This is a genomic window from Streptomyces viridosporus T7A (assembly GCF_008704515.1).
Classification (GTDB): Bacteria; Actinomycetota; Actinomycetes; order Streptomycetales; family Streptomycetaceae; genus Streptomyces; species Streptomyces viridosporus.
Genome location: NZ_CP023700.1, coordinates 6432633 through 6445288 on the forward strand (window position 1 = coordinate 6432633; position 12656 = coordinate 6445288).

The following is a 12656-nucleotide window of genomic DNA, read 5'->3' on the forward strand; positions in this document are numbered from 1 at the left end:
GGCCCATGACGCGGGAGGACCGGCCACCGCGCCGTTCCGGGCCGGTGACCGGCCGCGGGAGCGCGGCATGGGCGCGACTGGCCCTCCTCGCCCTGGCGGCGGGTGTGCTGGTCCCGCTCGTGGCCGCCGGGCTGCGCAGCGTCCTCTGGGTGCTGCTCGGCATGGCCGGACTGGCCCTCGCGGCCGTCGGACTGTGGTGGGCGCTCGCCCACGCCGGGACGGTGCGGATGGTCGGATCGGTGCTGTGCGTGGTGGCCCCCCTGGCGGTCCTGGCGCTGTACGCCGCGGGCGGGATGCTGGCCCCGGCCGCGCTGTCCCTGGGGCTGTGGGCGCTGGCCGTGAGCGCGGCGCGGGCGGCGGTGGCCCCGGAGCGCGCGGGAGCCGGGCACGCACCCGCCCCCGCCCCGCCGCCGCGCCGCCCCTGGGCGCTGATGAACCCGCGCTCGGGCGGCGGCAAGGTGGAACGCTTCCGCCTCGTGGAGCGGGCGCGGTCGGCGGGCGTCCGCGTGGTCGTGCTCGGCACCGGGCACCAGGACGTGGCCGCGCTGGCCGAGGACGCCGTGCGCGAGGGGGCCGATCTGCTGGCGGTGGCCGGCGGGGACGGCACCCAGGCCCTGGTGGCGGAGGTGGCCTCCCGGCACGACCTGCCGTTCATGGTGGTTCCGGCCGGCACCCGCAACCACTTCGCGCTCGACCTCGGCCTCGACCGGGAGGATCCGGCCAAGGCGCTCGACGCCCTGACCGACGGCGTGGAACTCCGCGTCGACCTGGGGTTCGCCGCCGACCGGGTGTTCGTCAACAACGCCTCCTTCGGCACGTACGCGGCGGTCGTGGGCGACCCCGCGTACCGGGAGGAGAAGCGGCAGACCACGCTCCGGATGCTGCCCGGGCTGCTGTCCGGCCCGCAGGCGTCCCGGCTGCGGATGCGGGCCGACGGAACGCGGGCCGACGGACTGCAGGCGCTGCTCGTCAGCAACAACCCCTATCGGCGGGCGGTCGACGCGGCCCGGCCGGGGCGCCGGGAGCGGCTGGACTCCGGACGGCTCGGGGTGCTGGGGGTGCGGGTCGAGGGCGCGGTGCGGGCCGCCGGACTGGCGCGCGGCCCGCACGCGGCCGGCCTGCTGCGGCTCACCGCGGGGGAGGTGGTCGTGGAGGCGGACACGCCGACCGTCCCGGCCGGTGTGGACGGGGAGCACGTGTTGCTGCCGGTGCCGGTGGTGTGCCGGATCGTGCCCGGGGCGCTGCGGGTCCGCGTCCCGCGCGGCCGAGGGGGTACCCGGTGGGGCGGTGCGGCCCCGGACTGGCCGCGCGTGACCCGGCTCGCGCTGGGACGGCGGGCGGCGGCGCAGGACGCGGCCCGCGGAGGGGACTGACGGGAGAGACGGTCCACGACGGCCGCGACCGAGGCCGCCGGACCAGGAAGGCGGTGGACATGTGCCGTTGGCTCGCCTACTCGGGCACCCCCATCCTGCTCGACAACATCCTCTACAAACCGGCCCACTCACTGATCGACCAGAGCCTGCACTCCAAGATGGGCGTCGAGACCACCAACGGCGACGGATTCGGGGTCGGCTGGTACGCACCGGCCAAGGACAGCCCCGCGGTGGTCCGGGACATCGGCCCGGCGTGGAGCGACCGCAACCTGCAGGAGATCGCCGGTCACGTCGTCTCCTCGCTCTTCTTCGCCCACATCCGGGCCTCGACCGGCACGGCGGTGCAGCAGACCAACTGCCACCCGTTCCGCCACGGCCGCTGGATGTGGATGCACAACGGCGCGATCGCCGAGTTCCACCGCCTCCGGCGCGACCTCGCGCTGGCCGTCGACCCGGCCCTCTTCCCCCACGTCGAGGGATCCACGGACTCGGAGATGATGTTCTACCTGGCGCTCACCCTCGGCCTGGAGGAGGACCCGCCGGGCGCGGTCGCCCGGATGGCCGGCCTGGTGGAACGCACCGGTCGCGAGCACGGCGTGGAGTTCCCGCTGCAGATGACGGTCGCGGTGACCGACGGCGTGCGCCTGTGGGCGTTCCGCTACTCCAGCCAGAAGGAGACGCGCTCGCTGTTCTACAGCAGCCGGGTGGACACCCTGCGCTCCCTCCACCCGGACGTGGCCTTCCTGCGCGAGATCGCCGAGGGGACCCGGCTCATCGTCTCCGAACCCCTGGGCAACCTGCCCGGCGCCTGGAACGCGGTCCCCGAGAGCACCTACGGCGTCGTCCAGCCCGAGGGCGACGAGATGCACACGTTCGCGCCCGCGTAGCGGCGGGGCTACTCGTTCAGGGTGAGGGCGAGGAGAGCCGCGTCGTCCTGCAGCCTTCCCCCGGTGTGCCGGAAGACGGCGGTGAGGAGGACGTCGAGCACCGTGTCCGGATCGGGCGGGAGGGGTTGGGACAGCACCGGCACGGGGTCGAAGAAGACACCGTGCCGGTCGCGGGCCTCGTCGATGCCGTCGGTGAACAGCACCAGGGTGGCGCCGACGGGCAGGTCGAACCGCTCGACCGGGACGTCGCCGTCGCCGAGGACGCCCAGGCCCAGCGGCAGCGACGGCACGGCCGGCTCCAGCGGGCCCACCTTGCCGTCGTGCACCAGCAGCGGCGCCGCGTGCCCCCGGTTGGCGATCCGCAGCACGGAGTAGTCCGGGGGGATCTCCGCGACGACGGCCGTGGCGAACGACTCGGCCTCCGCCCCGGTCGCCCGTGCGATGTTCGACTGCATCCGGGTCTCCAGCTGCCGGACGATGCCCGGCAGCTCCGGTTGGTGGTCGCCGGCCTCGCGGAAGGCGCCGAGCAGGACGTTGACCGTGCGGATCGCCTCGACCCCCTTGCCGCGCACGTCGGCCAGGAGGATCCGGATGCCGTGGGGGGTGTCGTGCACCGCGAAGAGGTCCCCTCCGATGGCGGCCTCCCGGTGGGCGACCTCGTACCGGGAGGCCACGGCCAACCGCCCCACCCGGCGGGGCGGATCCGGGAGCACCGCGCGCTGCACCTCCGCCGCCACCTCGCGGCTCGTCCTCAGCTCCCGCCGGTCGCGGGCCAGCAGCACGTTGAAGACCGCCGCGACGACGGTGAGGACGACCAGGCTGGTGAACGGGACGAGGTCGGCGCTGGTCGGCGTCCTCTCCAGATACACCAGGGCGAGCCCCGTGAGGTTCGCCGCCACCCCGGTGGCGATCGTTCCGCGCAGCGAGAGGACCGGCGCGGCCGCTCCGGGGGCGGCCGCGAGCACGGGGAAGACGTTGACGCTCCCCGAGATGGAGAGATCGAGGACGAACGCGCCGACGACCACCGCGGCGGGCAGCCAGCGCAGCCACTGCCTCGTCTGCGTCTCTTCCCTGCGGCCGTTGCGCATTGCGTGTCCCTGGGGTGATCGTCCGGCGGGGGTGCGGGAACCGGCGTCCGGGAACCGGAGACCGAGCACCTGCGAGGAGCGGGGCCTACCGCGCGGCGGAGGACCGCCCCGGGGCGCGCGGGGCCGGGAACGCGGATGCCCCGACCGGCGGGCCGGCCGCTCCCCGCCGCTCCGGTCGGTGTCGGCCGCCGGCGTCACGGAAGGGGACGGACGTACCAGGGGCCATGACTCGATCGTCTCAGGGAATCGGGCCTCCAGCAGGCCCGGAGCGGCTCCCCGGGCGCCCTCCGGCACCACCCCCGACGCGCCCCGGCACCCGGGGCCCGCACACTTCGGCCGGGACCGAAGCGTTCCGCCCCTAGCGTTCCCCCATGAGCGAGAGCACGCGCACCGACGACCGCACCGCGGGGGGACCCGCCGTGACCGCCTTCGCCGCCCTGCACCACGCCGACGAGCCCCTGCTCCTGCCCAACGCCTGGGACCACGCCTCCGCGCTCGCCCTGGCCGCCCGGGGCTTTCGGGCCGTCGGCACCACGAGCCTGGCCGTCGCGGCGGCGGCCGGGCTGCCCGACGGGGCGGCGGCGACCCGGGAGCAGACGCTGCGCCTCGCGCTCACCCTGGGTGCCGGGCCGTTCCTGCTGTCCGTGGACGCGGAGGGCGGTTTCAGCGACGATCCCGACGAGGTGGCCGAACTGGCCCGGGACCTGCACGCCGCGGGTGCCGTCGGCATCAACCTGGAGGACGGGCTCGGGCCCGTCGACCGGCACGCGGCGAAGATCGCCGCCGTCCGGGCGGCGGCGCCCGGCCTCTTCGTCAACGCCCGCACCGACACGTACTGGCTCGGCGACGGCGAGGGCACCGCGGCCCGCGCCGAGTCCTACCGGGACGCGGGCGCGCACGGCGTCTTCGTCCCCGGCCTCACCGACCCCCGCGAGATCGCCGCCCTGGTGGACCGTCTGGGCGACACCCCCCTCAACGTCCTCTACTCGCCCACCGGTCCCTGCGTCCCGCGCCTCGCCGACCTCGGCGTCCGCCGGGTCAGCCTCGGTTCGCTGCTGTACCGGCGGGCGCTGGGCGCGGCGGTGGAGACGGCGGCCGGGATCCGGGCCGGCCGGGTGCCGCAGGGCCCGGCACCGTCGTACGAGGAGGTGCAGGCGCTCGGCCGGCGGGCCCGCGGGTGAGAGCGACGGCACGGCTTGCCTCCGGGCGGTCCTGGTACGGTGGGCGCCTTCGCGGGTATCAGATCCTGTGGACTCATCTCCGGCGAGGGACCGAGGAGCCATGGACAGGGACATCCCCGGCGACAAACGGCTGGCGGCAGCGGTCGTGAGGGACGGCGAGGGGCGGGTGCTCCTGGTGCGCCGCAGCGCGACGGAGAGCTTCCTGCCCCGGGTGTGGGGCGTTCCCTGCGGCAAGCTCGACCCCGGCGAGAGCGCCCCGGACGGGGCCCTGCGCGAGCTGAAGGAGGAGACCGGCCTGCTCGGCGAGATCGTGCGCAAGGTCGGCGAGTCGTCCTTCGTCAGCGAGTACCGGGGGCGGGAGACCAAGAACCGGCAGGAGAACTTCCTCGTCCGCCCGCTGACCCGGGAGGTCACCCTCCCCGAGCCCGACCAGGCCTACGCGTGGCTGCGCCCGTCCGAGCTGGCCGGCGTCGACATCGACGCCTACAACCTGGACGTCGTGCGGCAGGCCCTCACGGACTCCTGAGCAGCTCGACCAGGTCGTTCAGCGCGGCCAGGTAGTCCGGCACGTCCAGCGGCTGCTTCGGCACCGTGCCCGCGTGCGGGCCCGCCGCCGTGAACACGTCGGTGTGCCGCCGCCGTTCGGCCCCCGTCTCCAGGAACAGCGTCACCGTCGGCGCCTCCGTGTCGCACCAGGCGCGGTGCAGGGTGTGCGCGGGCAGGGCGTAGGTGCTCCCCGCCGCGTAGTGGCCAGTGTGGGACAGCCGCAGCCGCGCCGGGCCCGCCGGTGTCAGCAGCCAGTCGGCCGACCCGTCCGCCAGGAACTCCTCGTACCGGGTCGCCTCGATGCCGCCGTCGCCGCGCGCCTCGTACAACTCCATGCACAGCCGCCCCCGTACGATGTGCGAGGCCAGCGTCGAGCGGTGGTTGTGGATGTCCTCCCTGCCGGTGCCGCCCGCGCCCGCGTGCCACAGATGGGCGCGCAGCATGTGCCGCGGACCGGCGTCGACCAGCAGGAGCTTGTCGAAGCCGAGCACGTGCCGGTACGACAGCCGGGCGCAGCCCTCCGGATCGCCCTCGCCGCAGGCCAGTTCGGCGACCAGCTCCAGGAGGCGCCCCGGGGCGCCGAGTTCACCGACCACCGCGCCGGCCGCCGCCACCTCGTCCCGTCCCGCCGGTGCACCGTCCAGGGCGCTCTCCAGCAGCCGCCGTGCCGCCAGGACCTGCCGACCGCCCATGCAGTCCATCCCTCCGTCCTCCGGGTCCTCGCCGGTTCCCCGCCGGTGCTCCGCTTCTCGGCCGCCCTCACCGTGGCGCCGTGCCGTCCGGGTGGTACGTCCACAGGGCGTGCGTCCGCAGCGCCGACAGCCCCTGGTACGTCATCCACACCGGGTGCCGCAGCTCGGTGCTGTCACCGCGCCCCCAGGACCAGACGCCGTCCTGCTGACCCGCCCGGACCGCGGCGACCGCGCCGTCCACCAGCTCCCGCCACGTGTCCTCCAGTCCGTCCTGCCGGACGACCTCCAGCGCACCCCGGGACAGCAGGGCCCGCACGATCCAGGACGCGGTGAAGTGCCGTACGTTCAGCACCTCGTGGCGCGCGGGGTCGTCCGGGCGCGGCCGGCGCACCTCCTCGCGCAGGTTCTCCAGGTCCAGGCAGGCGTGGTGGGGCGCGTCGGGGCAGGACAGCAGCCAGCGCACACCGTCCTCCCGGGCGGCGCGGGCGGCCGCGCTCTCGCCCAGGACGCGCCCGGCCCGCTCCAGGGCGACCACCGCCTGCGCGGTGTGCGGCGGGGACGGCGGCCCGTACGGCGGGGCGAGCCGGTAGCCCCAGCAGCGCAGGTGGTCGCGGCCCGGATCACTGAGCGCACCGCCGACGAGGGCCTCGCGCAGGGGCGGCAGGGCGTCGCAGCGGGGCGCGGCGCGCAGCAGGCCGCGCAGCACCGTCGTCAGCACGTGCGTCGACTCCCGCCCGGGACGGTCCCGTTCGCGGGTGAACGCGGCCGTGCAGCGGTCCACCTCCGGGGCCAGCCGCTCCGGGGACGTCCCCGCCCGGGCCAGCGCGCCCAGCACCAGGGCGGTCACCTCGGGCCGGGCCAGCGCCCCCTGCGACCGCGCCGACCAGCCACCGTCCGGCAGCCGCAGCCGCCACAGCGTGTCGGCCAGCTCGCCCGGCCGCAGCAGCCCGTCGGTCATGCCCAGCTCGAGCAGGGCCTGCAGCCCGTACGCCGTGCCGACGGAGGTGGGGCGCGAGGGGGTGCTCTCGCCCAGGGAGTGCGACCAGCCGGTGAGCCGCCCGCGGTCCGGGTCGTCGACCACCGACACCTGGTCGACCAGGGCGGCGCGGGCGGACGCGAAGACCTCCGGGAGCGGGCCGGGGAGGGGGCGCGCCGCGGGCGCCGCGGCGGGGCGGGCGGGCGCGGCGGCGCGGGCCCGGACCAGCGCCGCCGCCAGCCATGCCGCGAGCGCCGTGCCGAGTCCGCTCACCGCGGAGACCAGGTACCTCGCCGTCTCCCCGCCGAGGGAGCCGGGCAGCACCTGGAACAGGAACTGGAACACGCCGTACCCGGCGGCCACGCACCCGAGCCCGCCGAGCCACCCCACGAACCGGACGGGACGCGGGGCGCCCCCGTCCGGCGGAGCGGGTTCCGGGTCCGGGTCGGCGGGCCTCGAGGGCCCGCGGCCGAGCCGCTGGTGAGACATGGCGCGCTCCCTCCCCCCTGGGCGGCGACACACGGTTCCCGCTTTCCGCGAAGCCTCCATCCTAGGAAAACGGCTCCGACTCAACGTCCGTACCGCTGTTTTCGCCCTCTCACACCCGGCACCGGCGTCGGACGGCCGACAGCCCCGCCGGCTCGTCAGCGGCCTCGACGTCCGCCGACGTGGCGCTCGCCGGCGGCCCCGACCGGGACACGTTCACCGCGCCCCCCCCGCGAAGGTCCGTCCGGTCGTACGGCATCGGCACGTCGGCCGGGGGCGGCGCCCTGGCGCCCTCCGAGGCGCCGGACCCCGCCCCTTGCCGCGCGGGCCACCAGGGAGGCGGGGCGTCAGGCGTCCGGCGCCGAGAAGACGAACGCGAACTCCGTCGGCTCCGGCCACAGGAAGTACCGGGGCAGCGGGCCCGGGCCGCAGGACTGGGAGCCGATGCCGTGCTGCCGGTGGTCGAGGGTGACCCAGAGCGTGTCGCCCGGGACGAGGTCGGTGAGGTGCCGGGCGGCGTCCAGGTGCTCGGTGGTCCAGGGCCTGGCGGTGAACCGGAACTCCGGGTCGCCGTCGATCCTCAGGCCGCCGATCCGTGCCCAGCGCACGTCGGCGCGGGCGCCGTTCTCCTGCGGGCGCACATAGGGCGTCTGGAGCTCCCCGACGCTCGCCTCCCACCGCAGGTCCTTGAAGGCGGGCCCGGTGTCCGGATACGCCTCGCCCCCGCCGCCGAACCAGGAGACGGCGTCCCCGGCGCAGCCCTCGAGCCCGAAGCGGACGCCCAGCCGGGGCAGCGGCACCCGCCAGTCGCCCTCCGGCACGACCGAGACGGTCAGCCGCACGTGCGTGCCGTCGGACGTCCAGCGGTACGCCGTGCGCAGGCCCGCCTCCCGGCCGGCGGGCGCCACCCGGGTCCGCACGGTCAGGGCGTCGCCGTCCGTCTCGACGGCCTCCAGCCGGTGCCGCACGCGGTGCAGGCCCAGCTCGCGCCAGAGCGGCCCGTAGCGGGTGTCCGGCTGCCAGGGCGCGCCGTCGTCGTTGTCGGTCGTCGCCCGCCACACGTCCAGGCGCAGACCGCGCACCGCGACACCGGCGAGGGCGCGCACCGCGCCGGTGCGGGCGTCGAAGACGGCCGGCCCCAGCGTGATCCGGTCCCCGTCGGTCCGGGGCCGCACGCCGGTCGCCGCGGGCGCCGGGGTGCGGTGGGCCACCGTCCGCTGGGCCCAGGCCACCTCGTGACCCGCACCGGCCCAGGGCGTGTCCTCGGCGAGCAGCGCGCGCACCGTCCACTGCACCTCCAGGCCCCCGCCGTCCGGCGCCTCGGGCAGCTCGACCTCCGCCGACTCCCCGGGGGCGAGCGGCGGCGCGGCGAGCCGGCGCGTCCCCGTCGTCCGGCCGTCCACCTGGTGGGAGAGCTCGAACTCCAGGTGGGACAGGTCCGCGTGGTCGTACCGGTTGGTCACCCGTACGGTGCCGTCCGCGTCGCCGGCCTCGATCCGGACCGGCTCGATCGCCTTCTTGTACGCGGCCAGCCCCGGTGAGGGCGTGCGGTCCGGGAACAGCAGCCCGTCGCAGACGAAGTTGCCGTCGTGCAGCTCCTCGCCGAAGTCGCCGCCGTAGGCGTACCCCAGCTCCGGGTGCCGGATGCCGTGGTCGATCCACTCCCAGACGAAGCCGCCCTGGAGCCGGTCGTACCGCTCGAACAGCTCCTGGTACTCGGCGAGTCCGCCGGGGCCGTTGCCCATGGCGTGCGCGTACTCGCAGAGGATCAGCGGCAGCCGCCTCCTGCGGAGGGTGCCGCCGTCCAGGCCCCGGGCGACCCGCTCCACCTCGGCGTGCGGCAGGTACATCCGCGCGTACACGTCCGTGTCGCGGCAGCCGAGGTCCCCCTCGTAGTGCACCAGGCGGGAGGGGTCCCGGTCGCGGATCCAGTCGGCCATCGCGGTCAGTCCGCGCCCGGTGCCGGCCTCGTTGCCGAGGGACCACAGCACGACCGACGGGTGGTTCTTGTCCCGCTCCACCATGCGGGCGGCGCGGTCGAGCAGGGCGGGGGTCCAGCGGTCGTCGTCCACGGGGTTGTCGCGCCACTCCTGCTCGACGAAGCCGTGGGTCTCCAGGTCGCACTCGTCGATCACCCACAGCCCGTACGCGTCGCACAGGTCGAGGAAGGCCGGGTGCGGGGGGTAGTGGGAGGTGCGGACGGCGTTGACGTTGTGCCGTTTCATCAGCAGCACGTCCTCGCGCATGGTGTCCGGGTCCAGCGCGCGGCCCCGTTCCGGGTGCCACTCGTGCCGGTTGACGCCCTTGAAGAGCAGCGCCGTGCCGTTGACCTTGATCAGGCCGTCCTCCAGGACGACCGTGCGGAAGCCGATGCGCAGCGGGACCCGTTCGCCCGCCGTGGCCAGCACCCCGTCGTACAGCCGGGGCGTCTCCGCCGTCCACGGCTCGACCGGGAGCGTCACCGGCTCGCCGGCGGCCACCTCGACGCCCAGCTCCGGCACGGTCACCCGGCCCTCGACGTCGGAGTCGACGCGCAGGGTGCCCTCGCCGGTGACGTGGTCGTAGGAGGCGTGCACGAAGAAGTCCCCGGCGGCGCCCTCCGGACGGTGCAGCAGCGTCACGTCGCGGAAGATGCCGGGCAGCCACCACTGGTCCTGGTCCTCCAGGTACGACCCCGCCGACCACTGGTGGACCCGGACCGCGAGGACGTTCCCCGAGGGTTCCAGCAGGTGCCCGACGGCGAACTCGTGCGGCAGCCGCGACCCCTTGAACTCCCCGAGCTCCGTGCCGTTCAGCCACACCCGGGCGCACGACTCGACCCCGTCGAAGCGGAGCACGGCCCCGCCGCCGGCGGGCCAGTCACCGGGCAGGTCGAAGGCGCGCAGGTGGTCGCCGGTCGGGTTCTCGTCGGGGACGTGCGGCGGATCGACGGGGAAGGGGTACAGGTGGTTGGTGTAGATCGGCGCGCCGTGGCCCTGGAGGACCCAGTGGCCGGGCACGGTCACCTCCGCCCAGTCCCCGGCGTCGTAACCGGGTTCGGCGAACGACTCGTCCTCGGCGTCCGCGGTCGGTGACACCCGCAGGCGCCACCTGCCGTTCAGGGACAGGGACGCCGCGTCCGAGGACGCGTACCAGGCCCGCGGGGGCAGGGTCCCGCGGCCGGGGGAGACGTCCTCGACATGACCGGTCGCCGGGGTGCGCAATGACATGGGTCTCCTAGCTCAGCCCTTGATCCCGGTCTGCGCGACGCCCTGGACCAGCCGGCGCTGGAGGAACAGGAGCACGCACCAGGGGGAGGATGGATATGGCCGTGAAGATGAGGTGGGGGTCGACGGTCCGGTCGGTCATGGAGGAGGAGAGGGCCACCCGGACGGTCCAGGCGCTCGGGTCCCGGCCGGTGACCAGCGGCCACAGGAAGGAGTTCCGGCCGCCGGTGAAGGTGAGCGTGGCGATGGCGGCGAAGGAGTTCAGCGAGTCGGGGACGGCGATCCGCCCGTACGCGCTCCCGTACCCGAGCCCGTCCACCCGCGCCGCCTCCTCCGATTCCCCGGGAACCCCAGGGAATACTGCCGGAACAGGAAGCAGGTGAAACCACTGAAGAGGCCCGGGACGATCAGGCCCCGGTGGCTGTCCACCCAGCCGAGCGACGGGACCGGCACGAAGCCGGGCACGAAGGTCACCGCGGTCGGGACCACCGGCGTCACCGGCACCGCGTGGCACACCTCGTTCGCGTGCCGGTACGGGATGCTCCGTCGGCGGCGGCGAGGCCCGGGGCGGTCCGCAGCGCGGATCGGCGGTCCCGGACGCCGGTGCTCCGTGCCGGCATGTCGACGTCCTTGTCCCGAGTACGGCCGCGGCTCCGTGCTCTGCGGCTCGGCGCACATCGGATCGAGGCGGAAGGGAACGGGACGGAGGGAGCGTGACGGGCGGGAGGCGCGGGACGGTGCAAGGCGGTGCGGGCGGCGCGGGCCGGTGCGGCCGGTTCAGTCGCCCAGCAGGTCCCGGACGAAGGCGTTGGCGAACGTGCCCGCCGGGTCCAGCGAGCGGGCCAGCGCCCGGAAGTCGTCCAGTCGCGGATAGCGGGCGCGCAGCTCCGCCGCCGGCGTGGTGAACACCTTCCCCCAGTGCGGCCGTGCCCCGAACGGCGCCAGCGCCTCCTCCACCCGGCGCACCACGGGCAGCACCGCCCGGGTGTCCTCGAACCAGGTGAAGTGGACGGCCACGGTGTCCCGGCCGTGGGAGGGGCTGAGCCACTGGTCGTCGGCGGCGACGGTGCGCACCTCGCAGGTCTGCAGGACGGGGGCGACCGTCTCCCGTATCCCGTCCAGCGCGTGGAGCACGTCGACGGCGAACCGCCGCGGCAGCAGGTACTCCGACTGCAGCTCCGCCCCGCTGCTCGGGGTGAACTCCGCCCGGAAGTGCGGCAGCCGCTCGTGCCAGGGCCCGGGCACCCCGAACTGCTCGGTGCAGTTCACGGCGGGCATGCCCGGCACCGGGTGCATCTTCTCGGTGGCGGGCGCCGCCCACGGGAACGGCCGGAGCGGCTGGTCGGTGCGGCGCTTGAGCCACACCTGGCGGAATCCGGGGGCACGCCAGTCGGTGAACAGGCTCACGCTGTACGCCGCCGCCATCACCGTCTCGAACGTCCCCGCGTCGAGCACGTCGAGCGGCAGCTCGGTGAAGACGTGCTGCTCGACCTCGTAGGCCGGCTCCAGCTCCAGGGTGAGCGCGGTGACCACCCCGAGGGCGCCCAGCGCGGTGACCACCCCGCCGAAGCGCGCGTCGTCCCGGCTCGTTCGCTCGGTGTCGCCGGTCGCCGTGACCATCTCCACCTCGCGCACCACCGACGCCAGCGAGCCGTTCGCCACACCGGAGCCGTGCGTGCCGGTCGCCACCGACCCGGCGACCGAGATGTGCGGCAGCGACGCCATGTTCGGCAGCGCGAGACCGTGCGCGTGCACCCGCCGGGCCAGCTCCGCGTACCGCACCCCGCCGCCGACCCGGACCGTCCGGGCCGCCGTGTCCACGTCGATCCGCGGGGGCAGCGCGCCGAGCGACAGCAGCACGCCGCCCTCGCCGGCCTCGGCGATCTCGTTGAACGAGTGCCCGCTGCCCAGGACCCGCACCCGGGAGCTTTCGGCGACCAGCGCGCGCAGCGCGTCCAGGGTGCGCGGACGGTGCAGCTCCTCGGCGGTGTAGGTGATGTTGCCCGCCCAGTTGGTCACGGTCTCGGTCATCGGTCGTCCTCCCCGGGATCGGGCCCGGAAAGCGGGCCCCGCCGGAACCTATCCCGTCCTTCCGCGCCCGGGACAACTGGTCCGGCCACCGGCCGGGGAGCGGTGCTCCCGAGAACGCGCGGGAGTGGCCCACGCCACGAGGGGGGACCCGGCACGCCGGAGACCCGAGCGGGGGCATACCGTGAGGAGT

Annotated in this window: 9 protein-coding genes and 1 pseudogene; 4 read left to right on the forward strand and 6 right to left on the reverse strand. The window is 75.4% G+C overall.

Features of this window, described 5'->3' with window-relative positions; translation table 11 throughout:
- Positions 1-5: 5 nt before the first annotated feature.
- Both CP969_RS29650 and CP969_RS29655 read left to right on the forward strand, forming a co-directional pair.
- Positions 6-1373 carry a diacylglycerol/lipid kinase family protein gene (locus tag CP969_RS29650; protein ID WP_150474976.1) on the forward strand — a complete coding sequence of 456 codons (1368 nt, stop codon included), beginning with the start codon at positions 6-8 and terminating at the stop codon, positions 1371-1373.
- 59 nt (positions 1374-1432) lie between these two features.
- On the forward strand, positions 1433-2260 hold the full coding sequence (locus tag CP969_RS29655; RefSeq protein ID WP_016824107.1) for a class II glutamine amidotransferase: 828 nt from the start codon (positions 1433-1435) through the stop codon (positions 2258-2260).
- An 8-nt stretch (positions 2261-2268) separates the two neighbouring features.
- Here CP969_RS29655 and CP969_RS29660 read toward each other — a convergent pair whose 3' ends face one another.
- Entirely contained in the window at positions 2269-3348 is a 1080-nt protein-coding gene (locus CP969_RS29660; RefSeq protein WP_016824106.1) for a PP2C family protein-serine/threonine phosphatase, read from the reverse strand.
- A 371-nt stretch (positions 3349-3719) separates the two neighbouring features.
- Between CP969_RS29660 and CP969_RS29665 the strand changes: the two genes are divergently transcribed.
- The gene (locus tag CP969_RS29665) at positions 3720-4529 is read left to right on the forward strand and encodes an isocitrate lyase/PEP mutase family protein (protein WP_016824105.1); all 810 of its coding nucleotides are present in this window, start codon (positions 3720-3722) and stop codon (positions 4527-4529) included.
- Positions 4530-4629: 100 nt separating this feature from the next.
- Positions 4630-5055, forward strand: a complete 426-nt coding sequence (locus tag CP969_RS29670) for an NUDIX hydrolase (protein WP_004981722.1) — start codon at positions 4630-4632, stop codon at positions 5053-5055.
- Here the strand turns inward: CP969_RS29670 and CP969_RS29675 are convergent.
- The 5 genes and pseudogenes from CP969_RS29675 to CP969_RS29695 form a co-directional block, all read right to left on the reverse strand.
- Positions 5042-5767, reverse strand: a complete 726-nt coding sequence (locus CP969_RS29675) for a hypothetical protein (protein WP_026084782.1) — start codon at positions 5765-5767, stop codon at positions 5042-5044. The genes CP969_RS29670 and CP969_RS29675 overlap by 14 nt on opposite strands.
- A 67-nt stretch (positions 5768-5834) precedes the next feature.
- The gene (locus tag CP969_RS29680) at positions 5835-7232 is read right to left on the reverse strand and encodes a prenyltransferase/squalene oxidase repeat-containing protein (protein ID WP_150474977.1); all 1398 of its coding nucleotides are present in this window, start codon (positions 7230-7232) and stop codon (positions 5835-5837) included.
- A gap of 344 nt (positions 7233-7576) precedes the next feature.
- Positions 7577-10438, reverse strand: a complete 2862-nt coding sequence (locus CP969_RS29685; RefSeq protein ID WP_026084780.1) for a glycoside hydrolase family 2 TIM barrel-domain containing protein — start codon at positions 10436-10438, stop codon at positions 7577-7579.
- Positions 10439-10450: 12 nt separating this feature from the next.
- Positions 10451-10975, reverse strand: a pseudogene (locus CP969_RS29690) (carbohydrate ABC transporter permease); the annotation flags it as partial.
- Between the two features lie 237 nt (positions 10976-11212).
- On the reverse strand, positions 11213-12466 hold the full coding sequence (locus CP969_RS29695) for a D-arabinono-1,4-lactone oxidase (RefSeq protein WP_016824099.1): 1254 nt from the start codon (positions 12464-12466) through the stop codon (positions 11213-11215).
- Positions 12467-12656: the final 190 nt, after the last annotated feature.

What these genes read in the sequence shown, in the direction of transcription:
- CP969_RS29665 (WP_016824105.1), top strand. Translation starts at nt 3,720, where the DNA reads ATGAGCGAGAGCACGCGCACCGACGACCGCACCGCGGGGGGACCCGCC.
- CP969_RS29675 (WP_026084782.1), bottom strand. Translation starts at nt 5,767, where the DNA reads ATGGGCGGTCGGCAGGTCCTGGCGGCACGGCGGCTGCTGGAGAGCGCC.
- CP969_RS29655 (WP_016824107.1), top strand. Translation starts at nt 1,433, where the DNA reads ATGTGCCGTTGGCTCGCCTACTCGGGCACCCCCATCCTGCTCGACAAC.
- CP969_RS29670 (WP_004981722.1), top strand. Translation starts at nt 4,630, where the DNA reads ATGGACAGGGACATCCCCGGCGACAAACGGCTGGCGGCAGCGGTCGTG.
- CP969_RS29680 (WP_150474977.1), bottom strand. Translation starts at nt 7,232, where the DNA reads ATGTCTCACCAGCGGCTCGGCCGCGGGCCCTCGAGGCCCGCCGACCCG.
- CP969_RS29650 (WP_150474976.1), top strand. Translation starts at nt 6, where the DNA reads ATGACGCGGGAGGACCGGCCACCGCGCCGTTCCGGGCCGGTGACCGGC.
- CP969_RS29660 (WP_016824106.1), bottom strand. Translation starts at nt 3,348, where the DNA reads ATGCGCAACGGCCGCAGGGAAGAGACGCAGACGAGGCAGTGGCTGCGC.
- CP969_RS29685 (WP_026084780.1), bottom strand. Translation starts at nt 10,438, where the DNA reads ATGTCATTGCGCACCCCGGCGACCGGTCATGTCGAGGACGTCTCCCCC.
- CP969_RS29695 (WP_016824099.1), bottom strand. Translation starts at nt 12,466, where the DNA reads ATGACCGAGACCGTGACCAACTGGGCGGGCAACATCACCTACACCGCC.